We start from the raw sequence: 24,729 nt of genomic DNA on the forward strand, positions 1-24,729 counted from the left end.
TGGCGAAGTGCTAACCCATACATTGGGTTATGTATCAAGAATTAACGATAGAGACCTGCCAATCAATTCAAGTTTGACGGCGTCAGCCTCAACGCCCGATTAAAACGCTATTATCCCTTTGGCGAAGTGCTAACCCATACATTGGGTTATGTATCAAGAATTAACGATAGAGACTTACGCCGAATCGCCGAAGGGGGAAAGGAAAGTAACTACCGCGGTACCTATGATATCGGGAAGATCGGTGTCGAACGTTATTACGAAGACATGCTGCACGGTACCAAAGGCTTCCAGAAGGTCGAAGTAAACAGCCATGGACGTGTTATCCGGGTAATCAATTATGTACCGCCCGTTGCTGGTAAAGATCTGGTGTTAAACCTTGATATTGAGCTGCAGATGTACGTCTACAAACAGCTTGATGGACGTCGTGGCAGTGCGGTAATCATAGACCCAAGTGATAACGGTGTGCTGGCGATGGTATCCAGCCCAAGTTACGACCCCAATGCCTTCGTTAATGGCATCTCAAACACAGAATACAGTGCCTTGTTGAATGACCCAGACAGACCTTTGGTCAACCGAATCACTCTGGGCGTGTATCCACCGGGTTCCACCATCAAGCCGTTTATGGCCATTGCTGCCTTGCAGGAAAAAGTCGTTACGCCAACAACCCGCCGTAATGACCATGGGGTTTGGCGACTGCCCAAAACAAAAAATAAGACCAAGGTGTTCCGTGATTGGAAACGTTGGGGCCACGGTAATGTTGACCTGACATTCGCGATTGAAGAGTCTGTTGATACCTTCTTCTATCAAATTGCCTATGACCTTGGCATCGACAGGATCTCAAGCTGGATGAACAAGTTTGGCTTCGGACACGAAACAGGTATCGATATTCCGGAAGAAACGTCAGCCAACATGCCGACGCGTGAATGGAAGGTCGGCAGGACTCGTCAGCTTGGTACCAAGGTGATACGATCCCTGTCGGTATCGGGCAAGGTTACTGGACTGCGACACCTATCCAGTTAGCTAAGGCGACGTCTGTGCTGATTAACCATGGCAAAGTGATGGCCCCTCACCTGCTCAGAGCCGCAGTGGAGCGAGACGACACCAAAGAGGTGGAGAAGAAAGCTGAAGTCCTGACGTCTTTCCCGATGGCAAATGTTGACGATAAATTTTGGGATCTCAGCATTAACGCCATGCGACTGGTGAACCATGGTAAGCACGGCACAGGACGGAGAACATTCCATAGTGCGAAATACATCAGTGGTGGTAAATCTGGAACGGCGCAGGTTTTTGGTCTAAAAGAGAACCAGAAATATAAGGCCGACGAACTGTCTTCTCGCCTACACGACCACGCGCTGTATATCGGATTCGCTCCCTATGACAACCCGAAATATGTTACGGCAGTGGTACTGGAAAACGGAGGCAGCGGTTCCAAAGTGGGCGGCCCGTTCGTGAGAAAGATTTTTGATCACCTTCTAGAGGGCAATGATAAAACACTGGCAAAGACGCACTAACGGCGAGCAGAATATACTGCTACCTAGAAGCAGAGAGATAGTTTTTCATTTATGAAAACCAGCGCCGACACGCTGGTTTTTTTCTTCTCTTTTCTCGCATCATTCTCCCCCCTTACCTACTTCCATCAGGCTCGCTGCTTTCACATCTGTCTTGTCATCGTTATCAGTATTGTGACGAACAGGTTCATACACCTGTGTTGCTATATCAGGCATTAGTCAATTAACGAGTAATGGAATAAGGCTCAGTCATCATGGATAAAGTCAGGAAGACAGTATTGATCACAGGAGGCACAAAAGGTGTCGGGGCGGAAGTCGCCCGTTTTTTTGCCAAAAAAGGGGAAAATCTCGTGCTCGTGGCAAGAAGTCAGGCGGGTCTGGACGATATGAAGCGTGAACTTCAGAATCAATGCGAACTCATCACCGTTATAGCTGATATCAGTGATCCCGCAGCACTCTCAAACATCGTCAATAAAGCCGTCGCCCACTTTGGTTGTATCGACATATTAGTCAATAACGCTGGTTGTCATCACAGAGGTGAGTTTTCCCGTCTCTCAGCACAGCAAGTCGCTGAAATGACTCAGGCAAACTTTACCGCGCCATTAGTGCTGACTCGCCTTTGCCTCCCCTATCTCACACGTTCAAAATCTGCTGCAGTGATCATGGTGGCTTCTCTGGCAGGCATGGCGCCTCTGCAAGGGGCTGCAACGTATTCAGCAACCAAAGCGGGCTTACGTGCATTTTCCTACGCACTGGCAGATGAGCTGACTCAAAGTAATATCAAAGTCGGTGTCGTGTCGCCCGGCCCAATCAATACTGGCTTCATCATGGACAACATTGATGTCGTCGAAGATATCGTATATTCGCAACCAATGAGCACTGCTGAAGACGTTGCAGAGAACATTGCCAAGCTTTGCCAACCGAGTTCAAAAACAGAGATCGCTATGCCGTATGTTAGCGGTAAGTTGGCCACGCTGGGTTATTTATTCCCTCTGTTCAGAAAGCTTTCCCGCCCATTGCTTTACCGGGCGGGGAAAAAGAACAAACAAAAGTACCGCGCACACTAGCGATTTCTATTAGGTCGAGGGCAAAGGGCCTATGTGGCATTGATGGAAAGTTCGGAGGCAAGCTTTGGGGATAATGTCGTTCCCTTCATCTCCCTTTCAACAATTTTTCTGAATTTCTTAATGGTATTTGTCACGATTTCTTTCGTGTGTTGATTGGCGGCAAAAACAGGACGTACTTTCGGGCTGTAGTGCATTGAAAACTCCATAGCGACCCACTCGGGAGCAACCTGTTCCAAGATGATGTGCCCTCGAATATCGGCCATCCTTACCGCATCACGTTTTGGAAAGTGATTGAGTTGCTCAAATAGCGTAAATTGGAAGCGGTTATCCGTCACTTTTTCCCCAACAAAACGAATAAACGCATCTCTGTTCTCAAGCGTCAGTGGCGCATTAAATTTCAGGTACAAAGTCTGGTCGGTCAAGGCAGGCCTCTCAATGACCTCAGAGGCAACAATGTCATGCACCCAATCCCCGATTCTATGGGTGTCGACGATCAACGAAATAGGCGCAGCAATGCTGGATTTCACCAAGATTCGTCCGATCGCGGTATCGAATTCATCCCCAGACATGGTGACCATTTTTACTTTCAGGCGCGTCGAATAAGTTTGTCCGTCACTGGCCTTGAACCTCTCGGCACTGGCCGGGAAGACGATAAAACTTAATAAAAAGCTGAACATCGCGAGCAGTGTGACATTTTTCATTAGATACCCTCTCTGTTTCGGTCAACGTTGAAGTACCAATCAGCGACTCAAGGTATGCATCACTGATTTATCATTAGCGGATTTATTTCAATTTTTTATTAACTTTTTGAAAGTTGATATGTAATACGTGGTGTCAATTTTGAATAAAAAAAACCGGCACAACGTGTTGCGCCGGTTGGCTGTATAAGTATGGCAGTTAGAAATTAAGCGCCTTTGCAAGCTCTGGAGGAATGTCAGCGCCTTTGTATTCACCCTCAACCAGTTTTTTGAATTTCTTCATCGTCTTTTTAACCAGTTGTTTAGTGTTTGAATTCGCAGCAAAAACAGGCTTCGCATCCGGGTTGTAGTGAAGCGTAAACTTCAGACCCATTTTATCTTCTGTAATCTGCTCAATTCGGAAGACGCCCCTGAGGTCAGTCATACGCACTGCCTTTGGATTTGCTTCATACCCCTCCAACTCGATCATAGACATTGTAAATACATTGTCGCCCTCACGAGCACCGAGGAAGCGAACATACACGTCACGGTCATCAAGCGTCAGAGGCGCATTGTAGATCATATAGAGTGACTGGTCGTTTGCGGCATCGACTTTCAGTACTTCTGAATAGTTGAGATCGTGAACCCATTCGAGCAAGCGGTCTGTATTGAGAACAATAGAAATAGGAGCTCCTAAAGTACCATCTAACAAAATACGGCCGGTCACCGTCGCATACACATCACCGTCCAATGTCTCACTGACGACTTTCAGTCTGGAGGTGTACTCCACACCGTCGGTCCCTTTCAGCTTCTCAGCATGCGCTGGCATGACGAACATTAATGCGGACAACAAAAATGCTTTGGCTAAGCTCCCTACTTTCATTCTAATATTTCCTCCATGGAATGACTGACCATGTATATTTTCAGTGTAATTAAAGTTAGGACAATTATCTGACTCCAGACAATGTCACTTTCAGATTAGGTAAATTACTCAGGGTTACAGGTTGCATTAATGAGAATTCAAAAAATATCTAATATCAACTGCTAATGAACCACTAATAAAAATTTGATTTATATGACTTTATTTATTTAAACATTTGTTTATATTTTTCTTTTTTGATTTCTAGCACATCGTCTTTTACGCCTACTTTTAGAGACAATCACCCCAAATTATGCATTTAATTTATATCGATTTACTAAGAACACCCTTACGTGCAGCCATGAAACGATGTTGTTCATTGACTGTTGTGTGGATACAGAAAAGGTAGTCATCAATAGAACTTTTTGAAAGTACGCGCACAGGTTTGTAAGAATTTACTTATTAATAGTGAGGCTCATGATAAATATGACTTTTTTTCATTTTCAATAGAGAGAATTAACTGCACGTTATACTAAATGAGACAGTTTAATTAATTGGAATTCACTATCCTGTAGAGAACAAAAAATGCGTTGGCTGAGGGACTAATAATGAATACACTGATCAACTTTAAGGATACAAACCACGTAAACAAACTTTTCACTCAATCGACGCAACGCAAAAATGACGCCTCTAATTTTTCGGAGAAAAGAGAACCAGCAAATAAAGATTGCAACTACTTTAAGAAAAAGGATGGCCCCACACCAATAGGTAGAACGTTAACCCCACCACATACTTCGGTCACGGAAAAAATTCGTAGCACTCTTAGAGATATTGATAGCAATGATACATTCAGTATCGTCAATACCAGCGCTGAAGCACTCTCGGACGGAACCAATCCAAGTGGCACTGAAAGTGAAGCATCTAAAAATAAAATTTCGATTGATGATCAAGGGAAAATTCAATCCGTTTCAATAACGGAAGATCCTAAACTTTCTGAGAAACTAACAAATGGTTTACATGGTGTCGAAATAGGGAAATTATCAGATGAACTTAAGAATAGCATTGCAGAATCAGTGCAAAAGCTATTGAAAGAACAAGGGTTAAAACTCGATACAGACGATAAAGGTAACCCTGTGTTGACCAAAGAAGAAAATGGTGAGCCGCTAATCGATAGTAACGGTAACCTTGGCTCTCAGGAAGAAGCAAAAAAAGTCATCTCCGAACTTCAAAACCAATATCCATACCTCATGCAAAAATGGCTCAAGGAATGGCTAATAAAGAATGGCTTTCTGCCTAATGATGGGAGTGTTCCAGCTGACCAAGTTAACGTTCCGTATCTAGGGGGCGCCAAAATCAACAGTGGCAGCGGCACACAAGCCTCTGCTGGTGGTCAAGTTGGTGGCGGTACATCGGGCGCAGGTGGCAATGGCCAAAGCGGAGGTACTTCTGGCGCAAATGGTGGTGCATCTGGCGCAAGCGGTGGAGGCAGTGGGGCCTCTGGCGGAAATGGTGCTGCTTCGGGTGCGAGCGGTGGAGGCAATGGTGCCTCTGGCGGAAGCGGTGGTGCGTCGGGTGCGAGCGTTGGAAGCAATGGTGCCTCTGGCGGTAATCCTGTTCAAGCATCTAACCGCAGGTTTGACACTAACCCGTCGGGGACAGTGTCACTTGATGACGCTCAAGTAACCAGGATTTTGAATGAGTATACACCCACTGAGCTTTCGTCTACTGCAAGAACAAAATATGGCGAAGTTGAGTTTTATGGTGATGTAAAGGGTGATTTAAAGTCGATCTTCGACGAATACACCGAAAGTGATAAAAACTTTAGTGAAGCTATTGACAGCTCTATCAAATCCAACGGCGAGAATGGTAAAATTCAAGTTATCGGCATAGATGGCAATAAGCTCACAGAGATGAGTAACAAACTTAATATAATTAGCGGTAAAGCGCCAGACGGAGGAGAAACCCTTGGCCTGAAGATTGGTAACAAGATATATATTTCGAATGACTATCCAAAGACTAGCCAGAACGGAATGGACAAAACCAAAATATTTGCTCATGAGCTTAACCACCTAAAAAACAATATTAATGGCCACAACGCGAGTTTTAATCGGGATACATCCCTGTTGATCGATAATGACATCCCCAGTAATCAAAGACAAATTCAAGGCATACTTGATTCCTATCGTAAATATGACGGTTCAGACATTCAAAACTCTTTGTCGCTGTCAGAGCAACATATCGGTGACGGTATAAGTGCTCTAAGGCTGATACCCTCGGATCTTGCCTCTCAGGAAAATGAAGACAGCCATCACCACCATGAACATATGTCGATTAACAAGTTAACTGACAGCTTAAACTCACACTTGGCGCGCACACTTCCGGAAGCTGCTGGTAAGATTGCATTCGGTCATAAGGAAGATGAACATCATCATGAATTTCTCTAAGAGATTAGTGAATGTATAGACTCACCCTCGCACCGCCTTGCTGAACATTGTTCAGCTCAAGGCGACCTGAATGGTTTTCTGCAATCGTTCTGGCCAACATCAAGCCGATGCCGTTGCCAGAGGCTTTGGTGGTATAAAACGGGGTGCAGGCTTCTTCGAGATTACTGAAACCTGGGCCGTTATCTGTGATTGTGAAGCTGACCCCCTGCCTTGAGACGATATTAAGCCTGACCTCTGGGGCCTCGCAATCTGAATCGCCATTTGCTTCGAAAGCATTGTTGATGAGGTGACATAGGGCCTGTTTAATTTGCCCTCGGTCAAAGTGACCTTGATCTGCCCCCTCATGCCTTACCGCCAGCGTCGGATACATAGCTTTAAGGTCATTAATGAGCGAAGACACGTCGACCTTCTCAATCGACGGTTCGGGTAATTTTGCTAACGAGCTATAGGCACGAATAAAGTCAGTCAAATACTGGCTGCGCTCGTTAATCAATTGCAAACCACTTTCAAAGTTTTCGCGGGCGAAGGGCTTATCTAATCGTTTGGTCAGGCTGCGTGCAATGGTGCCGACTGGGGTAATGGCATTGTTGATTTCATGACTTATTACGCGCACAAACCGTTGCAGCGCCTGCTTTTCCTGCTGATAGAGCACATTGTCGACCTGCTTAAACAAGTAAATATCGTGTTTTACACCATCAAGCAGACACGTATCTGATTCCAGCAAAAAGGTGTGCGTGTTTCCGGCAATGCTGATGGTCACCGTTGAGGACGATACCTCAGACAATATGCTTTCCATCCAGTCAGCAAACCCAATGCTCTGATAAACAGGTTCAAGCGTGCGGCGGGCATAACTGTTACTCAGAATTAACTGCTTATTTGGGTCGACGACAAACATGGCAGCATCAAGTTGTTCAATCAGTTGCGACGTCAATTGTTGATGCTCAATGGCCTGTCGCCGATCGCTTTCAAGCCGGTCAGCAAGCTGATTCAGCATATCAACCGTCTCTTTCAACCTTGCGTCTTTGAGGTCTGCTCCCCGAAGCGTGAAATCCCGCTCTACCATGGCATGAATAAGGGTATTGACCACATTGAGCTGACGTTTCTCGGTATAGGTCATTTTGTAAGTGACTGCGCCGATCAGGCCAAGATAGGTCATCCAAGCCAGTACCACGATCTGCTGAGGGTAGCTGTGTATGTAAAACAACGCCGTTAGCCCTAGCTGCATCAACAGAGTGATTTTCCAAAGGGAAGCTGTCGTCGGGTTATAGAGCGGAAATTTACTCATATTTGGCCATTCTTCGGTACCAGCCACTTCTCGATAAACCGAGCGACTTTGCCGCCTTGCTGACATTCCCTGCAAAGTGTTCCAACCGACGGAAAAGCGCCTGCTCCTCGATACCTTCCAATGTCAGCATTTCGCCATTTTCTGGTTGCGCTTCCACATATTGCTCCTTCGCATAGAGAACGTCAGATCGAGATACGCCACTTATATCGGATTGACCGTGCTCAAGTGGCTTTTGTCCATGAAGCCCCAGATCATCTGCGGTGATCTGACCGTGCTGACACACAAACACCATCCTTTCCATTAGGTGACGTAATTCTCGAATATTACCCGGCCAAGGGTATTGAGAAAGCACCTGTTTTGCTGATGCCGTTAATTCCGTCTCGGCAAGTTTGTACTGCTGGCTATATTCAGTGATGAACCTCTGCGCCAGCGGTAAAATGTCTTCCGGACATTCTCTCAATGGTGGAATTTCAATTTCCACAGTGTTCAACCTGAAATATAAATCCTGCCGGAACTCACCTGTCTCCATGAGTACAGGCAAATCACCATTGGTGGCAGAGATAATTCTTGCCGTGACCTCAAGTGTCCGGCTGCTCCCTACCGACTGATAACGCTTTTCTTCCAGAACATGCAGCAGTTTGGCTTGCCCGCTTTTCGACAGATTGGCAATTTCATCCAGAAACAGCGTACCGCCATCCGCCAGCGCGATATTACCAATACGATTAGCTTTCGCATCGGTAAACGCGCCTTTAACATGGCCGAACATTTCTGACTCAAACAAGGTGTCAGAGATTGCACCGAGATTGACAGCGATAAAGCTCTCGCTGTCCCGCTGCGAATGCTGGTGTACGTATTTGGCGTAAAAGCTTTTCCCGGTTCCGTTCTCACCACGTAGCAAGATATTCATGTCGCTTTTAGCTAACGCCGCAAGCTGCTGCAACACCCGTTGTTTCTTTGGTGATAAGGAATCAATGTCCGGCTGCGCTTCCTGCTGTTTATGCCTGGCATGTTCTTCACTGACACGCTGCAACTTTTTCAGCGTTTGAGACTGCGACACCTGCTGCTTGATCGCATGAATCAGTCGATCGTCATTCCACGGTTTCTCGATAAAATCACTCGCACCACGTTTCAGGCTTTCTACGGCAATATCTATCGTGCCCCACCCTGTCATCATAATAATTGGCAAATCAGGGCAAATCGCCTGATAGCGGGAATCGCCTCTAACCCTTCGTTGCCTGATGTGGTATCTGAGTTGAAGTTCATGTCTAGCAGCACCAAATCGGCGCTGTTAGATTTCAAGAACTCGCATACAGCGGAAATTTGAGTAAACCCCCGACTTTCGAAACCTTCATCTTCGAGAAGGAATTTGAGACTCGCCTGAATATCCAGCGAGTCGTCAACAATGAGTATTTGTTTCAATGAATCAGTCCATCCTTAAACTTGTCGACGGCTGTTGCTTCACCACCTCTTTAACCGGCAGATACAAGGCAAGCCCAACAACAGTCGTAAGACCTACAAATGCCGCCACACCCGATTGGATGTATATAGAAAGCGGAATATCTTTAGCAAACAGATAAAAAATCGTCACGCAGGCTACAAAGAGCACAGTCGCGCAACCCAGCCCCCAACCTACGTAGCTAGCGTTCTTTTTGAGCATCAGGCCAATAACCTTATTGTCCGTCGAGCCCAACGCTCTGCGCAGGCCAATCTCATATTGCGATTGATTCACTTGAGACTGTGCCATGCCATAAATCCCTATTAATGCCATCATCAATGTAAATAGACTCACCGTCGCCAGACAGACCGTGGCAAACATCACTGCTGACTTTCCTTGTTTATCTATGGCCAGTTGATCTGAGATATCGGTGATTTGAAGTGGCGCATCAAATTTGGCCAGATGACGATACAACTCAGCTATGGCCTCTTCGATGTTTTGAGTTTTGAAACTTAATTTCAGGCTGGAAGATAGCGTTCTCGTCTGGTTCGCCTGCAAGAGTGGCACATAAACCTTGGGTCGTGCTGACCCAAACTGTAGCGATTTATTCCTCTTCACACCGACCACAGTGACTTTTTCGAACGCAAATACAGCGGAAAAATAGTCGCGACTTGGGGAAAAAACGAGTTGGCGACCCACCACATCGAGGCTGCCAAACACCTCAAGTGCCAGATATTCATTGATTATCGCGACAGGCTCGCTGCTTGCGTCGTCCTGCAAACTAAAGTTTCGTCCTGAAATTAATGCCTCAGAAGGCACGGTACTAACCAGGGTTCTCCGTATCTGGAGGTCACTAAATACCTCCGGTGATTCAAACTCAACGAAATCAGAGTCCGACTTGATACGCGGTTCGATGATCACACTGCCAGATATTTGCTCATCAGAACTTGTGTCCAAAAAGGAAAGCAACTTCCGCTGAGACTCTATGCTGATCGACTCGCTGTTTTTCATGCTGAGATACGCTGAAAAATTTCCCGCAGATTTGTCTAAATCTACCCATAGAATGAGGTTTAACAACACGTACATCATCACTCCGCCGACCATAACCAGAAAGCTCACGATACCCAGTTGTATGCCCAGCATGCGCTTTGACGTCATCACGGCCGTTTTACTGACCGCCCCCCGCGTACCATCTCTGAGTATCTGATTAATATTGAAGTTTGACGTTCGATAAGCCGGTATCAGAACCGCAAACAACAAAATGAGCACCGTCAGTGACACCATGAGTAACAATGTGGGAATGTCGAGCTTCCAGACCCACCAATATGGTAAGCGCCCCTCCATTAAGATGGAGACATAGCGATTGAGGCCATCAAGTAATAAAGAGGCCAGAATCACGGCAATCAATAAACCGGAAGCGCACAACACAATGCCTTCACAAGCCAGTAAACGCATTACCCGCCCTTTACTCGCACCCAATGCAGCCCGAACGGCTGCTTCACGCTGATGCTTAATGGCCCGAGCAAGCAGCAGGTTACTGATATTAATGGCTGCCACCAGCACAATCGCTACGACAAGAAACAAGCAACCAATCAGTGTTCTCATGCCCATGCCGTCGGTATTCGCATCCACTAACCCCATGCTGCGAACATCAACGGGAGAATCTGGCACAGCCTTGTATCCGGCCGCCTGAAGTCTGTCGCGAATAAATTGCTGAACCTCAGCGTCATGATGATTGTCGCGTGCACTGAAATAGAGTCTCACTGAATCGGCGTCGCTTACTTGCGCCACATGGAATGGCTGCCAAAGATCACTGGAGGTAGGAAAACGAAAACCCTCGGGCATCACACCGACTATCGTAGATGGTCTATTTCCTACCGATATACTTTTGCCTATCACCTCTTTGCTGCCCGCGTAGAGACGTTGCCACACCGAGTTACTGATAACGACTGCTGGCGTGGCGTCAGCTTGATGATCACTGGGCAACAAAAACCGACCAAGAACCGGTTGAATATCAGTAAACTGCTCAAACTGTGGTGACACAGAAAGCAAGCTGAACTGTTGGCCTGTTGCATTGGCAGATAGCCACACATCAGATTGGTGGGTATACATATACTCGGCGAATGCATTGAGTCCTGGTTCTTGCTCAAGCACATTCAGGCTGCGGATATTGAAATTAGTGAAAATGGCGGATTGGGTGCATCATCATTTAGGAAATGTGACCCGTTGCCATTGTGTCTGACCATACGAACAGACTGCTCTATCTCACTGTCCAGCGGCTTCACTGTGATGGTATAAACGAAGTTGAAACCTATCGACGTGATCAACAAACTGCCGATAATAATGGCAAGCATCAATAGCGAAAATGAAGGGACTTTGGTAAGGGTACGCAGACTGTATTTAAGATCTAATAACCAGCCCATTACACCACCTCCGCCAGCACTTGTTGGCGATCATTAACAATCGCACCATCGCTGAGGGTCAGGGTACGCGACGCATACCGGGTAGAGTCCATATCATGCGTCACCATGCAAATGGTCTTGCCCTGTTCATGGAGGCTTTTAAGTAATTCGAGCACCTGACGGGCATTCTTTGAATCAAGGTTACCCGTGGGTTCATCGGCAAGAATTAAGTCAGGCTCATTAATCAGCGCCCTTGCGACTGCAGCGCGCTGTTGCTGACCACCTGAGAGTTGCGCGGGATAGTGGTCACAACGATTAAGAAGATTAACCTGCTCCAAGACTTTTTTTCCACGTGCCAACATCTCTTCACGCTTAATGCCACCTTGGTAGGTCAGCGGCAGGATGACATTTTCAAGTACCGTCAAATCACTGATGAGGTTGAACGCTTGAAAAATAAAGCCCAGATGGTTGGCACGAACGAAAGCGCGCTGGTCAGAAGACAAATCTGTCGACGGCTTATCACTAATGAAGTATTCACCGCCTGTCGGCGTATCAATCAACCCGAGAATCGACAATAACGTCGACTTTCCGCAACCGGATGTGCCCGTGATGGCAACAAACTCACCTTCCTTCACGGTCAGGTTAATGTTGTTAAGTGCCTGTGTGGCAATGTCTTCAGTTTTAAATACTTTGCTGATGTTTTTTAGCTCAATGACGTTTTTCATTCCCAGTCCTTTGATAACGTTCCTTTCTTATTGAAAGAACTCAGCAAAGCGCATGCCAAACTCAAACCATTGATTTATATGAATTTAAATAAGTATCAACAGATTATGCTTCGAATACGGTACAACACTTCAGACATAGTGTGCCGAAATTGATACACAAGTGATAACTAGATAGCGGGTAAGGGACAAGATTTGCGGCGAGCATCGCTACAATCATGGCTAAATGTTTGGCTTGACAGAAGAAAATCGGCCTACATTATCACTGGCCGATTGAGTTGTATTTTTGTTTGCAGAACAAACAACAAATAGGTGTGATTGTTGCTGATTAATCCATTCGCAACGTTTGAGCAGGCTCTTGCTTCACAACGTCTTTCGCTGGGATATACAGCGCCAGCCCGACCACAGCGACTAACCCCAAGAAAGTTAAAAACCCTGACTGAACAAACATCCCAACAGGGATTTGATCGTCAAACAAGCGATAACCAACAAAGGAAAGGGCTGCAAAAATCGCCGTTGCTACACCCATGCCCCAGCCGACATAACGCATGTTTTTATTGATCATCATTACGATCACTTGTTTGTCCGTAGAGCCAAGCGCACGCCTCACGCCAATTTCATAACGGGCCTGGTTAACCTGTGAGTTTGCCATGCCATAGATACCAATCAGCGCCATCAACAGTGAGAACCCACCGATTGCGACAATACCACCAATAGACAAAACAAAGACGGTAAAGAGGACTTTAGAGTTCTTATAGAGATCAAACACGTCAATGATGCGCACTGGCTCATCCAATGACTTGAGGCCTTGCTGTATTAGCGTCATCGCCGCAGTCAGGTTGTCACTGCGGAAGTACAGCCTGAGCCAGTTGATATCTCCCGCCTGCAGCAAAGGAAGATACACTTCATGGTCTGAATCTGATTGTAATCCGCGGTGCGCGTCTTCAGCCACGCCTATCACTTTTACCTGGCGGCGAATTAGTCCCTCGTCATACTGTGTCTCTGGGCCAATATCGATGATATTCCCAACAACATCAGTCGACCCAAAAATATCCTGAGCTAACGAGGCACTGATAATGGCAACAGGTTCACTGGATTCATTGTTCAACCGGGAAAAGTGTTGACCTGCAATCAGTGAATCAGGCTTCAGGCCGCTGACAAATCTCGTGCGAATCGGTTTTTCTAACGGTGCCTGCACATCATGCGCTGTGGTGCTGATCTCATCACTTTTAAGGGTGGCAGCAGCAATCACATTTTGTGCAGATTGACTCTCCAATTTACCGAGCAGAGTAAACAGTGATACTTTATCAATCGATTTTGTTTCCTCATGAAGCGTTATCCGATAGACATCTTTGTCTTCATCAACGTTGTTGAGTGATAGAAAGCTCACCATCACATATACCACGATGGCACCGAACATAATCAGGAAACTCACGAGACCGAGCTGGACCCCCAACATACGCTTGGAAGCGAGGGTATTTGCCTTGCTCACAGCGCCGCGAGTGCCGTCTCTGAGAATGTCATTGATATTGAAATTGGCGGTTCTCATCGCCGGATATAAAACCGCTACAAAGACAACAACCAGCGTCAGCAATAGGCCCAAACCGAATGTCGCCAAATCCAGCTCCCAACGCCACCAATACGGCATACGCGGGCCCACTAAGGCGATCATAATCCGGCTTAAACCATCCAGTAATAGAGAGACGAGAAGCAACGATACTGCCAGCCCCACCGTACTTAACAGTATGCCTTCAGAAGCGAGTTGACGAACGACACGACGCTGGATGCACCCAATGCTGCACGTATCGCTGCGTCGCGTTGATGTTGCAGTGCCCTTGCCAGTAAAAGATTACTGATATTGATCGCCGCGACCAGAACAATCGCCACCACCAAGACCAAACTGGCGATGAGGATCTTCACGCCCATGTTGTCAGTGCTTTCATCAACCAGACTCAGCGATACCACTTCTACGGGTTCGACCGACTCACGTTGTGACTGGGGTAAAGATGCTCTGTAGCTGTCAGTCATGCGCTCGCTGATAATCTGTTTGACCAGCTGTTCATGCGCATCATTCGAAGGCCGGAACAGCAGTCTCATACTTCTGATCGCAGAGCTTTTGTAAAAGTATGGTCGCCAAAGTTGACCATACGCGCTGTAACCCTCTGGCATTACACCGACAACTGTAGATGGCACACTATCAATGAAAACCGTCTGGCCGACCACATTTTCATTACCAGCAAACAGCTGTTGCCATAGCCAATTACTGATAACCACCACAGGTGGTGCCGATGGGTCAAAGTCACTGGCCGACAATGGGCGTCCGAGCAACGCGCGACGACCATTGAATGATGAATACTCTTTAGAAACGGATAAGCCCCGAATACTTTCTCCGATGCTCCCGGTTGAAACCCACAGATCATCAGAATCAAAGTAGGTAAACTCCCCCATCTTCCCAAAGACACCAGCCTGTTCCATCATGGTAATTTCATCAGGACTAAAAGAAACAAGACGCGGGTCAAGCTTCTGCCTTCATAAACGGTACTCCGGAGCTGACGTACCGTTCGCACAGACTGCTCTCTCTCGCTGCTGAGCGGTTTCACGGTGACTGTGTAGACATAATTAAACCCAACCATGGTGACCGTCAGGCTGCCAATGATGATGAATAACATCAGTGCTGCAAATGAACGCGCTTTTGCCAACTGGCGCAAGCTGTATTTCAAATCTAATAGCCAAGTCATTACACCACCTCGGCCAGCGCTTGTTGGCGATCGTTAACAATGGCTCCGTCACTTAGGGTCAATGTGCGGGATGCATAACGGGTAGAGTCCGTATCATGGGTGACCATGCAAATGGTCTTGCCCTGTTCATGTAGGCTTTTGAGTAATTCGAGCACCTGACGGGCATTTTTTGAATCAAGGTTACCCGTAGGTTCATCAGCAAGAATTAAGTCCGGTTCGTTGATCAGCGCTCTTGCCACTGCGGCTCGCTGTTGCTGGCCTCCCGAGAGTTGCGCAGGATAATGGTCACAACGGTTAAGAAGGTTAACCTGCTCCAATACTTTTCTTCCGCGTGCCAGCATGTCTTCACGCTTGATACCTTCCTGATACGTCAGCGGCAAAATGACATTTTCCAGTACCGTCAGATCACTGATGAGGTTAAAGGCCTGAAAGATGAACCCCAGATGATTGGCACGAACAAAGGCGCGTTGGTCAGAGGACAAGTCGAAGGAGGGGTTACCACTTATCAGATATTCACCGTCCGTTGGTGTATCAATGAGCCCCAAAATCGACAGCAATGTCGATTTTCCGCAACCTGACGTACCCGTGATGGCGACAAACTCGCCCTCCTCAACCGACAAATGAATATTGTTGAGTGCTTGGGTCGCAATATCTTCTGTTTTAAATACTTTGCTGATGCCTTTGAGTTCAATGACCTTCTTCATTTTTTTATCCTTAAATATTATTCGTAATCCATTGATACAAAGACATATCAGCAAAGCGCATGCCAACGTTAACCAACTGTTTTATCTTACTTTTTACTCACAGTAACCGCGCTGCGTTTCGGTATCGACACACTCAGAAAGTTCAGTGTCCCGATTTAGGAACAGCAATAAAACAGTAAACGGTGGCTGACATTCAGAATTGCGGCAGCTTCGCCCGATGGATTAAAAAACAGCAACAAAAAAGCCTGCTGAATTTGCTGGCTTTTTTGATATCTGTTGATTTTTTTGTTGCCAAATTGCGATCAGTTATAAAGCAAAATCTGCTTATCCAACGCGTATTCACTGGTGTCAGAGATAATAATTTCATCACCGACTGAAAGCCCATCCGCCACTTCGATATGGTTCACGGAACGAAGCCCGAAGCGTACTTTGGTTTTACTGGCTTTGTTTCCGTTCACCACAAAAACCGAGTTCAACTGGTTCTGCTGGCTGTTTGCCGGAATCTTCACGTACAACGCATTGTCGCGCTCAAGGGTTTTGATGACTCCCTGCACATTAAGCTGGTTTCTTGCCTCGTTGGGTAATTCACCTGAAAGCACAATATCAACTTCAACCTGACCATTGGTGACGATTGGCGACACGCGACTGACCGTGCCTTTTATCTCACTGCTGAAAGTATCAATGGTTGCAGGCTGTGTGACTTGAATAAATGGGGCCTCCAGCTCAGCCACCTCCAACCTTGCAATCAGCTGAGTATGATCAGCCACTTTGGCTATTGTGCTGTTTGATGATATCTGCATCCCCAAACCAATCGAGATTTCCTGTATTTGGCCTGACATGGAAGAGCGAACAGTCAAGTCATTGATTTTTGCTATCAGCGTTTCAATATCTAGGTTCAACCCTTTGACTTCTGCAAGTTGTGCACGCTTTACCGCATCGACTTGTTTGATGTGTTTTTCTACTCTGGCAATCTGCACGGAGAGATTATTTTGGTGCTTAGCCAGCGCCAATTGCTTTTTATTGAATTCTAGCTTTGAGATATAACCCTTAGCCAAAAGATGCTGATAGCTGGAGAGCATCTTTTTGTCGTTCTTCACATCCAGTAGCGCGTTGTCTCTTGCAGCTTCAAGGTCAACCAACCCAGCATCCATTCCTGCCAGCTCAGCCTCATGCTCTGCCAGTCTTCGGGTAAGTAAAGACTGTTTCTGCGCGAGTCGTTCCCGGGTCTCAGGGTTTTCAAGCCTTACTATCGCCTGCTCCGCTTCTACGATTTCGCCCGGCTTTACCAAGATCTCTGTCACCTTGCCATCGGTATTTGCGGTTATCAGACGCTGGTAATCAATCACCAGCTTTCCACTCGCACGAACCTTAATATCAAACTGCCCTTGCTCAACAATTGCACGTCGCAGCTCACTGCCATCCGCCATATTGCTGGACTCACCCAAATAGCTTCTGCCAGCCACAACTCCCGAGATCAACAAGGCGAAAGCCGTGCTTAAAGCGATAACACGTTTGTATGATTTTCCTTTCTTTTCAATTTTGATATCCATTTGAATTCTCGCTCAGCAAGTTAATGACTCTTTACCAAGCAATGCCGATGCCATATTTAAGTGATTGTTTTTATTTATTTAATTTGAATGGAGAAAATGAAGTGTAGCGGTATCGGCACACCATAAGAAAATAGCAGTGTGCCGGATTCGGAACATGGTAAGGGTTCTTAATCACACATTCACTTTGCCCATCTGCTCCCTGAGTATTCCGAGCCCCGCCACGACCACCAGCACCCCGCCAATTGCCGCAAATATGCTGGGCACTTCTTGCCAAATGAGCCATGCCAGCAACATTCCCCATACCAATTGAGAATACTGAATAGCGCTAACCGCGCCCGGCTGCCCTTTGTGAAAGGCCAACACAACCATGGCTGTTGCGGCGGCATAACATAGCCCGCCAGCGAAACTGATAAGCCATTCGTTAGTCGGCATGGGGGTAAAATCCCCCCCGCCAGCACACAACCACTGAATACCGTCAACATAGCAATGCCATAAAACGCAAAGGCCTGCGGCGGCTCGTGCTCGCTGTTGTGAGAGACAAGAATAAACCCCACCGCTTCAATAGCAGCGCTCGCCAGTGCAGCTAGCAAAGCGATTTCAAAATGCCCGAAGCCGGGGGCAACTACCAGAGTGATGCCCAAAAAGCCAATAAAGCTGAGAACAGCTCGATATGGGCTGAACGACTCCAACCCAAACATCACAGAGAAGGCTAACGTAAACAGTGGCATGGTTAGAATCAGGGTATAAGCCTCTGCCAGAGGCACTTCGCCATAGCTGTAGAAGGCGAGTAAATCGACAACGAGAACGATCAGGGCTCTGGTGACATGTAGTTTGATTTTACGTGTTTTCAAAATACTGAAATCAGGTGCAATCCAGACCAGCAATCCGAGCATCGCAAACAAACAATTGAAGAAGGTCACCTGAATAAGGGAGTAATGTTCGAGCAGCCACTTGATAGAAATATCCATCAGCGTGAAGAAGAAAAAGCCCAAAAAGGCGTAAGTAATCGCAGCCAACTCGTTACTCCATTTCACTATATCGCTAATTTATTCTTTAGGCCCCTAAGCTATAAATATAGGTAAAATCGCCTTTAAGAACTTACATGATTAAAAATATTTATCACCTTACCCATTTTGAATGGTAAATTTTAATATCTACTCAATAAAAAAAAACTAATCATACTTTAAGGGCAAGTTTAACATTTTGAATAGTAATATATTTATACTTTTTAATTTTTCACGGTTAAAAATCGGCATCAACCCATACAAATCTGGCATAGGAAAAAAATTCCCCATCTGGCTAAAGATAAAAATCATCTTAGAGTTATTTTTCGATTAATAATCATATAAATACTAAACAAAGTGCATAAAATAAATGCAAGGAGCGTCAGATGGTCGATACAATCACATCCAGCAGCACAGTCAAAGACAAAATAAACAATGATGAAGAAAATAGAAATCCAGATAAAAACACGAAGAAAAAAAAGAGAGAACCGATAGAGAAAAACTCCGACTCTAAAGCAGAAATGGCTAAACAAAAAATGGAATTTAATGGCGAACAGTTAAAGTCTGCGATCAACGACGCACAAAAGCCAAATAAAGGATCACCTATCGCATCTGTAAGTCCCCCACTCGAAGAAAATGGTGAAGAGTCAGTTTCAGCACCCGTTAGGCCTCTGCTAGAGCAGGATAAAGGAAATACTGAGGTTCAAAGTCAAATTCAAACTCTAAAAGTCAATTTAGAGAGACAAAAAGAAATCAAAGAAAAGCTCGAAGAAAATCAAAAGTTAAAGGAAAAGATACTTGGCAACGCTGTAGATACATTAGACTTAGGCACTTTATCAACCTTTACTAACCCAAGTTATAACAGAAGGGTAAGAAGAAATTCAGGTACGGAAAGTGGTGAAACAGGCGAAGAGGAATTAATACGATTAAGAAAAGAAAACAAAGAACAAAGAACAAAGAGAAGAAATAAAAGCACTAAAAGATGAAATCAACAAGATTTGGGAAGCAGTTAATAATAATAAGGACGGCATCAATGATATAAGAGAAGAGTTGGGAACAATTAAAGAGCAAATAGATAGTCAACAGCAAGAGATAGATACGATTACCTCTGACATAGAAAAATATGACGTCGAGACTAAAGAAAGATTTAAAACACTCGGAAAGCAATGGTTAGAGCAGTCCTATCGTAATGCAGTTGTCACACAGGAAGCTGTTTTTTCAGGGATGGATACATTTAAAGCAGGCGTTGCAAGCAGTGACGATTTAGGACAGCAGCTGAACCAACTAACAGCTAAAGCGCTTGCATCCAGCTATGCAACATCACTGTCACTGACTAACGTCGCCGAAAGCAAGAATATGGCAGAGGCTTTAGGCGTGGATCAGCAAGAGATAAGCGCAACTGAAAATAAATTTAAAGGCCAACTGGAAAACTCTGTCGATAAGGTAAAACAATCATGGGCCGATTTGTTAGAAGATACGCTAAGCAAAAAAGATGCCGCACAAAATCGTGAGTATAACGAACAAATAATGAATGCCGTTGCTATTGCGGGAATGGCTTTAGATACCGCCATGACGGTAGGACTAACCAAATTTTTCACAACGCAGTTATTTCACAAGTATAAAGGAACATTTAGTGGCAAAGTTAATAAATCATTCACAAAATCATTGACCGATAAACAAAAAGAACTTCAATCAAAAAAAGATAAACTTACGAGTACTATTTCAGACGCGAAGAACAAAAAAGGATTGAGAAACGAAGCTGATTTTCGTAAAAATAATGATGAGGGTATTTATGAATTAAAAACAATAACTGAGTTAAATAAAGAAATTAAAGATATTGAAAATGGAGTTCTCGAAGCCAGCACAGATGGACGGTGGAATAGGACATTGCAAGAAGGACAACTTTTTCTCGCTGCTAATCAAATCACATCTCAGGTGGGTAAATCTTTTGGCTTTAACAAAACCGTAAATGATCGTAAAAAGTTCGATAAAGATATCGATCCTGCATCAGGAAATAACCAGATTGCCGCTTCTTTTGATACGACATTGTTTGATGAAGAGGCTGGGAACAAAATTGGTATTAATCAAAATTTACCTGGCCAGCAAGCGCTCGATGACGTTTTAGCCAAAACGACGGCCAGAGTCATGGCTGACAGTCAACATACGATGGATAAAGCAGACGACTCTCCGCACCAATGGGAACGAAAGCGAGTATATGTAAAAAATTGGGAGCTTCTAAATAATGTAGGAATTGATATGGAAACTTACAATTCAATCATGGAAGAAACGGCAGATGTAAATAAAAAAAGAGATGAACAGAGGGCTGCTGCTCTACAGAATGGCGAAGAACCAACTGGACCTGATACCAGACAAATCGTTTTATATGAAAAATACGCAGGAACTTTCACAAATGCTCAGCGTGAAATTATCATTCATGATCCTGTTGTTTACGAAATACCAGAGTTTCAATATCGACTTTTAGAGAAGAAGTTTAAAGCAGAGAACGGTGGAGTAGGAATAGGGAATATACCTCTTTACTTCTCTTCTAAAAAACCTCGTGATGACAGTGAGGAATATAATCGTAATTGGTGGCGGGAAGCAAAAAAATACCTCCCGGGGTATAAAGCAGAAAGTTTTAATGCGGGTGGGAAGGGTCGAGGTGGGTACTAAATAAATAACTCAACATACTCCATTGAAAGACTTTCCTGTTTTTGCTCCCCAATAGAAAGCCTCAATTGAGGCTTTCGTCATCATGAGAGCTTGTGCTAAATCAGCGATTCCGCTGAGCATCCTTTTTCGCCAGCTTGTCGGCCCGCTTTTGCTGAGACACTTTTATTGCATCACCACCGACGTGCTCTTCACCGCGCAGTTTTGCCAATTGAACTTGTTTTTCACGCTCACGGAAGCGGGTCAGTTGTTCTTCTGAGTGAGTGCCAAAACATTTCGGGCAACTTACGCCCTGTTCGAACTGCTCTGATTGTTTGTCGTCTTCGGTAATCGGCAAGCGACAGGCGTTACATAACTCGTATTCACCTTTTTCAAGTTGGTGATTTACCGCAACCCGGCCATCAAACACATAGCAGTCACCTTCCCAAAGACTATTGTCTTGCTCAACGTCTTCGAGATATTTCAGAATGCCGCCCTCGAGGTGATACACCTCTTCAAAGCCCTGCTCTTTCATGTAAGCCGTGGATTTTTCACAACGAATACCGCCTGTACAGAACATAGCGACTTTTTTGTGTTTCGCCGGATCCATGTTTTCTTTCACGTAATCAGGGAACTCACGAAACGTCTCAGTGTGCGGGTTTACCGCACCTTTGAACGTCCCGAGTTCAATTTCGTAATCGTTACGGGTATCAACCACAAACACTTCCGGGTCTGAAATCAGGTCGTTCCAGTCTTTCGGTTTTACATAGGTACCGACCACATGACGCGGGTCAATACCCTCAACACCCATGGTGACGATTTCTTTTTTCAACTTGACCTTGGTGCGGTTGAACGGTTGCTCATCTGAGAAAGATTCTTTAAAGCTGATGCCAGTCAGGCGCGGTTCATTGTTGAGCCATGCCAGAAGCGTATCTATGCCATCGCGTGTTGACGCAACGGTGCCGTTGATGCCTTCATTGGCCAGCAACAGGGTTCCACGTACTTGATTCGCTTCCATCAATTCCGTTAACGGCGCGCGCAATTGTTCAAAGTTTTCCAGCTCAACAAACTTATAAAGAGCACAGACGACAAACTGACTCACACTTTTTCCTCAGATAATTAGTGTCACAATAATCGGCGTATTGTAGCGAGAGCGGCACATGCTAACACATATAAAGAATAAGGTTTTATTCCTGCCGAAATTTAGGCCAAAAAGCACCTTATTCAGGGCTTTCTGGGGGGATGCTTGTGCCCCCGTCCTCGCGGCCCGTCCCCCATTGAGAAAGAATCATCCGGTGTTCCTTTGTAACATCCCATCACCCAAGGGAAACTGTCTGTCACGTAATAGCCGTATTGTCCGTTGACTGTCATTCCATTACAAATATCCAATGACCCACTGCCCTCAACAAATTGCCAGTCACCTCGAAACTGTCCGTCATAGCGGTCACTCGCAACGCTCCCTATTCCACCCACTGGGGTGGTGTACCCTTGTTCATCTTGTCTGGTGCCTTTTTTCAGTTGGTAGCTCGATGAGGCTTTTTTGACTTTGCCATCCCGAGGGTCAAGGTAGCAACTGCCAAACACCGGAAACCCGTCGGCGGCGAAGCAATAACAGGAGAGGCCTGTTTGCCTTCACACGCCTGCACAAACAAAGCCATCGGGTTGCATGGTAGTGATATTCACCCGTGGGTTGCACATGTGCGTTGTGGATGTCAGTGCCAAAGTCATTTAGCGACGACATCGGGTCGTACCGCCAAGGGTTATCAATTTGGTCATCAAAACAGCCTATTTTCTCATTACCCAGCTGCTCGCCTTGCCCTACGCCATAACAGGCAGCAGCGAGTAAGTCGATTTTCACCCCATTGAGTAACACAACTTCCGATAACCTGAGACTGAGAGAGTTTGGTGACAATTGCGGCTGCGGTGAGGCTGTAAACTCATACTTTTTGTTCAGCTCTTTTGTATCAGTGACAAATCTTGCTGATGGGTCGTTAAAATCATGATTGGGGATAGAGTTCGATTCGAGAATACATTTGCTGCCATCAGAGGTAATGCTGACCTTGCCAGTAATCATCATCGATCGCTGAATATCGTTGACGTTGGAGATGAAATTGCCCAAATAACGCTGACAATCTCCGCTTTGGTTGACGAGTTCCGTATTCGTAATATCCACCATTTGGCCGTCTTCTGCTGAATCGACCGATGACGGCGCGCTTCCTCCACAACCGGATATAATAAGCACAAGCATTGGAATGATGGCAACCCGGCGTTTCAGTTGCGAACGGTTTGTTCTCTTCATACCCCGACCTCTTTGTTCAGATAGTCCAATGCCAAAACAACGCTGAGAATAGTCGACTTTGCGCCTTCGACACGGCTTACGAGAATATGAAAAAGAGTGTACACATTTATGCAGTTGCTATAGAGCGACGAAAGAAATATTCCAGGGCTTGTCTAACAAAAATGACACGTGTGATGAGCGGTGTTGATGCAAAGTATCAGGCAAAAAAAATGCTGGCATGGAGGACTAATCCCAGCCAGCTAAATTGACTCACAAGAAATCAGTATTTCAGCTTTATGCCGTTCACATAAAGCGGGTACCTGTAGTACTGCGAGTACCACCAGTAGAAAGCATTTTCGGTCTTAACACCTACATCGTGCACACCCGAAAAATCCCCTTTGATGACATTTATCACCAGCTCACTGCCGTGCGGTGCATAGGGAGCACCTGTTTGTGTACCAAATGTCAGTTGATTCAGTTTTCCTTTGTGATAACTGCCATACCAGCCGTAATGACGTGTCACTGTCGAGCGAGCCTCAATTCGGTTAACCATTGACAGGTCAGCACTTTGCCATGTTCCCGCTGCTGGGCCTCCCACCGAACCTGCTACTGTGTTAGCTGCGCCTACACGATAAACGGTGCCATTCCCCTGATTTGCCCACAACGTCCCATCTAGGTGTTTTGTTGAAGCATGGCCTTTATCAATGCCCAAAATCGGGCCTGAGTTCTTCAGCTTTATCGCAAAACCAGTTAACACCTCAGAATGTGCATTGTAAGGATGAGCTGCAGTGTACGTTGTTATGCTCAAGAGTTCCGAATGCTCGGGTATCAATGCTTCATACGCCAGATTGTTGCCGTAGTAATGGCCGTATGTCTGGTAATAGGTGTAACCGTAATAGGAAAAGCCAATCACAACTTTCCGAATAATTTTCAGCGAGCCGTAGTAACCGACATACGCCTTAATACTTTTTATGTGTCCGATGTTATAAGCGACCGACACCTGACCGCCATTTCCCCCAGCAATACTCTGGCCGCTTTGAAAACCGTGAATCAGTCTGTCAGACCGCAGCTGAAACGTTTTTTTATCGTTGATCGTTATCTCTGAACCTGTGCCGCTTGTATCACCAAAGTCTGCGGTATACACCCCTGTTCCTGCTTGTACATGACCAGACAAGAGAATCCAAGTAATGAAGGTGAACGAAGTAAAGCGCTTGAACATATTTACCCCCGAGAAATTAAAATAACCACCGACCCGGGCAAGTCCTTTTGCTGTCATCGAATCACTTTCTGTCGGCGAGATAACTGTATGACGTTGTCGATTCACTTTTCTAGAGAAAAATCAGGGGGCTTTCTGTAAATCGCAACTCTATGAACAGATTTTAAAAATACAAACGTGTACATAATTTCAAA

The 24,729-nt window shown here is 45.6% G+C and carries 22 protein-coding genes and 2 pseudogenes; 5 read left to right on the plus strand and 19 right to left on the minus strand.

What is annotated here, in order from left to right; genetic code table 11:
* Positions 1–60: 60 nt before the first annotated feature.
* Positions 61–1,511, plus strand: a pseudogene (mrdA, locus tag CS022_RS21985) (penicillin-binding protein 2); the annotation flags it as partial.
* A 251-nt stretch (positions 1,512–1,762) separates the two neighbouring features.
* A complete protein-coding gene (locus CS022_RS21990) occupies positions 1,763–2,575 on the plus strand; it encodes an SDR family NAD(P)-dependent oxidoreductase (protein ID WP_129124058.1) in 813 nt (270 codons plus the stop codon).
* Positions 2,576–2,604: 29 nt separating this feature from the next.
* On the opposite strand, the gene CS022_RS21995 is transcribed toward CS022_RS21990, so the two are convergent.
* Entirely contained in the window at positions 2,605–3,276 is a 672-nt protein-coding gene (locus CS022_RS21995; protein ID WP_129124059.1) for an SRPBCC family protein, read from the minus strand.
* Positions 3,277–3,472: 196 nt separating this feature from the next.
* Positions 3,473–4,135, minus strand: a complete 663-nt coding sequence (locus CS022_RS22000) for an SRPBCC family protein (RefSeq protein WP_129124060.1) — start codon at positions 4,133–4,135, stop codon at positions 3,473–3,475.
* A 584-nt stretch (positions 4,136–4,719) separates the two neighbouring features.
* Between CS022_RS22000 and CS022_RS25035 the strand changes: the two genes are divergently transcribed.
* A complete protein-coding gene (locus CS022_RS25035) occupies positions 4,720–6,555 on the plus strand; it encodes a hypothetical protein (RefSeq protein ID WP_161569716.1) in 1,836 nt (611 codons plus the stop codon).
* A 4-nt stretch (positions 6,556–6,559) separates the two neighbouring features.
* Here the strand turns inward: CS022_RS25035 and CS022_RS22015 are convergent, their stop codons facing one another.
* From CS022_RS22015 to CS022_RS28340, 13 genes and pseudogenes are all read right to left on the minus strand, one after another.
* Positions 6,560–7,840 carry a sensor histidine kinase gene (locus tag CS022_RS22015; RefSeq protein WP_161569717.1) on the minus strand — a complete coding sequence of 427 codons (1,281 nt, stop codon included), beginning with the start codon at positions 7,838–7,840 and terminating at the stop codon, positions 6,560–6,562.
* Positions 7,833–9,026: a sigma-54-dependent transcriptional regulator gene (locus CS022_RS22020; protein ID WP_201746348.1), complete on the minus strand. Its 1,194-nt coding sequence runs from the start codon at positions 9,024–9,026 to the stop codon at positions 7,833–7,835. Before CS022_RS22020 ends, CS022_RS22015 begins: the two co-directional genes overlap by 8 nt.
* Entirely contained in the window at positions 9,011–9,259 is a 249-nt protein-coding gene (locus CS022_RS25565; RefSeq protein WP_201746349.1) for a response regulator, read from the minus strand. Before CS022_RS25565 ends, CS022_RS22020 begins: the two co-directional genes overlap by 16 nt.
* 4 nt (positions 9,260–9,263) lie before the next feature.
* A complete protein-coding gene (locus tag CS022_RS22025) occupies positions 9,264–11,429 on the minus strand; it encodes an ABC transporter permease (RefSeq protein ID WP_129124063.1) in 2,166 nt (721 codons plus the stop codon).
* A 2-nt stretch (positions 11,430–11,431) separates the two neighbouring features.
* On the minus strand, positions 11,432–11,698 hold the full coding sequence (locus tag CS022_RS22030; RefSeq protein WP_129124064.1) for a hypothetical protein: 267 nt from the start codon (positions 11,696–11,698) through the stop codon (positions 11,432–11,434).
* A complete protein-coding gene (locus CS022_RS22035) occupies positions 11,698–12,402 on the minus strand; it encodes an ABC transporter ATP-binding protein (RefSeq protein ID WP_129124065.1) in 705 nt (234 codons plus the stop codon). Before CS022_RS22035 ends, CS022_RS22030 begins: the two co-directional genes overlap by 1 nt.
* Positions 12,403–12,727: 325 nt before the next feature.
* Entirely contained in the window at positions 12,728–14,071 is a 1,344-nt protein-coding gene (locus tag CS022_RS22040) for an FtsX-like permease family protein (protein WP_129124066.1), read from the minus strand.
* Between the two features lie 65 nt (positions 14,072–14,136).
* The gene (locus CS022_RS22045) at positions 14,137–14,877 is read right to left on the minus strand and encodes an ABC transporter permease (protein ID WP_129124067.1); all 741 of its coding nucleotides are present in this window, start codon (positions 14,875–14,877) and stop codon (positions 14,137–14,139) included.
* A complete protein-coding gene (locus CS022_RS22050) occupies positions 14,874–15,137 on the minus strand; it encodes a hypothetical protein (RefSeq protein ID WP_129124068.1) in 264 nt (87 codons plus the stop codon). Before CS022_RS22050 ends, CS022_RS22045 begins: the two co-directional genes overlap by 4 nt.
* Positions 15,137–15,841: an ABC transporter ATP-binding protein gene (locus CS022_RS22055; RefSeq protein WP_129124069.1), complete on the minus strand. Its 705-nt coding sequence runs from the start codon at positions 15,839–15,841 to the stop codon at positions 15,137–15,139. Before CS022_RS22055 ends, CS022_RS22050 begins: the two co-directional genes overlap by 1 nt.
* Positions 15,842–16,143: 302 nt before the next feature.
* Positions 16,144–17,391 carry an efflux RND transporter periplasmic adaptor subunit gene (locus CS022_RS22060; protein ID WP_129124070.1) on the minus strand — a complete coding sequence of 416 codons (1,248 nt, stop codon included), beginning with the start codon at positions 17,389–17,391 and terminating at the stop codon, positions 16,144–16,146.
* Positions 17,392–17,562: 171 nt separating this feature from the next.
* The gene (locus CS022_RS28335) at positions 17,563–17,823 is read right to left on the minus strand and encodes an EamA family transporter (RefSeq protein ID WP_408057298.1); all 261 of its coding nucleotides are present in this window, start codon (positions 17,821–17,823) and stop codon (positions 17,563–17,565) included.
* 200 nt (positions 17,824–18,023) lie between these two features.
* Positions 18,024–18,425 (minus strand): annotated as a pseudogene (locus CS022_RS28340) (EamA family transporter); the annotation flags it as partial.
* Between the two features lie 356 nt (positions 18,426–18,781).
* Between CS022_RS28340 and CS022_RS22070 the strand changes: the two are divergent.
* Together CS022_RS22070 and CS022_RS22075 are read left to right on the plus strand one after the other, a co-directional pair.
* Positions 18,782–19,381: a hypothetical protein gene (locus tag CS022_RS22070; protein ID WP_129124071.1), complete on the plus strand. Its 600-nt coding sequence runs from the start codon at positions 18,782–18,784 to the stop codon at positions 19,379–19,381.
* 64 nt (positions 19,382–19,445) lie between these two features.
* Complete coding sequence (locus CS022_RS22075) at positions 19,446–21,065, plus strand: hypothetical protein (RefSeq protein WP_129124072.1); 1,620 nt, start codon at positions 19,446–19,448, stop codon at positions 21,063–21,065.
* Between the two features lie 100 nt (positions 21,066–21,165).
* On the opposite strand, the gene trhO is transcribed toward CS022_RS22075, so the two are convergent.
* From trhO to CS022_RS22090, 4 genes are all read right to left on the minus strand, one after another.
* The gene (gene trhO / locus CS022_RS22080; RefSeq protein ID WP_129124073.1) at positions 21,166–22,143 is read right to left on the minus strand and encodes an oxygen-dependent tRNA uridine(34) hydroxylase TrhO; all 978 of its coding nucleotides are present in this window, start codon (positions 22,141–22,143) and stop codon (positions 21,166–21,168) included.
* A 122-nt stretch (positions 22,144–22,265) separates the two neighbouring features.
* Positions 22,266–22,625 (minus strand): YHYH protein, encoded by a 360-nt coding sequence (locus tag CS022_RS27535; protein ID WP_268967930.1) that lies wholly within the window; start codon positions 22,623–22,625, stop codon positions 22,266–22,268.
* Positions 22,603–23,340, minus strand: coding sequence for a YHYH protein (locus CS022_RS27540; RefSeq protein ID WP_268967931.1), 738 nt, complete (start codon positions 23,338–23,340; stop codon positions 22,603–22,605). The genes CS022_RS27535 and CS022_RS27540 overlap by 23 nt, the downstream gene beginning before the upstream one ends.
* A 259-nt stretch (positions 23,341–23,599) precedes the next feature.
* Complete coding sequence (locus CS022_RS22090; protein WP_129124074.1) at positions 23,600–24,595, minus strand: hypothetical protein; 996 nt, start codon at positions 24,593–24,595, stop codon at positions 23,600–23,602.
* Positions 24,596–24,729: the final 134 nt, after the last annotated feature.

The organism is Veronia nyctiphanis (assembly GCF_004116385.1).
Lineage (GTDB): Bacteria > Pseudomonadota > Gammaproteobacteria > Enterobacterales > Vibrionaceae > Veronia > Veronia nyctiphanis.

Bases quoted from the DNA above. Each gene is read 5' to 3' on its own strand.
- CS022_RS21990 (WP_129124058.1), top strand. From the start codon at position 1,763: ATGGATAAAGTCAGGAAGACAGTATTGATCACAGGAGGCACAAAAGGT.
- CS022_RS21995 (WP_129124059.1), bottom strand. From the start codon at position 3,276: ATGAAAAATGTCACACTGCTCGCGATGTTCAGCTTTTTATTAAGTTTT.
- CS022_RS22000 (WP_129124060.1), bottom strand. From the start codon at position 4,135: ATGAAAGTAGGGAGCTTAGCCAAAGCATTTTTGTTGTCCGCATTAATG.
- CS022_RS25035 (WP_161569716.1), top strand. From the start codon at position 4,720: ATGAATACACTGATCAACTTTAAGGATACAAACCACGTAAACAAACTT.
- CS022_RS22015 (WP_161569717.1), bottom strand. From the start codon at position 7,840: ATGAGTAAATTTCCGCTCTATAACCCGACGACAGCTTCCCTTTGGAAA.
- CS022_RS22030 (WP_129124064.1), bottom strand. From the start codon at position 11,698: ATGGGCTGGTTATTAGATCTTAAATACAGTCTGCGTACCCTTACCAAA.
- CS022_RS22035 (WP_129124065.1), bottom strand. From the start codon at position 12,402: ATGAAAAACGTCATTGAGCTAAAAAACATCAGCAAAGTATTTAAAACT.
- CS022_RS22040 (WP_129124066.1), bottom strand. From the start codon at position 14,071: ATGATCGCCTTAGTGGGCCCGCGTATGCCGTATTGGTGGCGTTGGGAG.
- CS022_RS22045 (WP_129124067.1), bottom strand. From the start codon at position 14,877: ATGATGGAACAGGCTGGTGTCTTTGGGAAGATGGGGGAGTTTACCTAC.
- CS022_RS22050 (WP_129124068.1), bottom strand. From the start codon at position 15,137: ATGACTTGGCTATTAGATTTGAAATACAGCTTGCGCCAGTTGGCAAAA.
- CS022_RS22055 (WP_129124069.1), bottom strand. From the start codon at position 15,841: ATGAAGAAGGTCATTGAACTCAAAGGCATCAGCAAAGTATTTAAAACA.
- CS022_RS22060 (WP_129124070.1), bottom strand. From the start codon at position 17,391: ATGGATATCAAAATTGAAAAGAAAGGAAAATCATACAAACGTGTTATC.
- CS022_RS28335 (WP_408057298.1), bottom strand. From the start codon at position 17,823: ATGCCGACTAACGAATGGCTTATCAGTTTCGCTGGCGGGCTATGTTAT.
- CS022_RS22070 (WP_129124071.1), top strand. From the start codon at position 18,782: ATGGTCGATACAATCACATCCAGCAGCACAGTCAAAGACAAAATAAAC.
- CS022_RS27540 (WP_268967931.1), bottom strand. From the start codon at position 23,340: ATGAAGAGAACAAACCGTTCGCAACTGAAACGCCGGGTTGCCATCATT.
- CS022_RS22090 (WP_129124074.1), bottom strand. From the start codon at position 24,595: ATGACAGCAAAAGGACTTGCCCGGGTCGGTGGTTATTTTAATTTCTCG.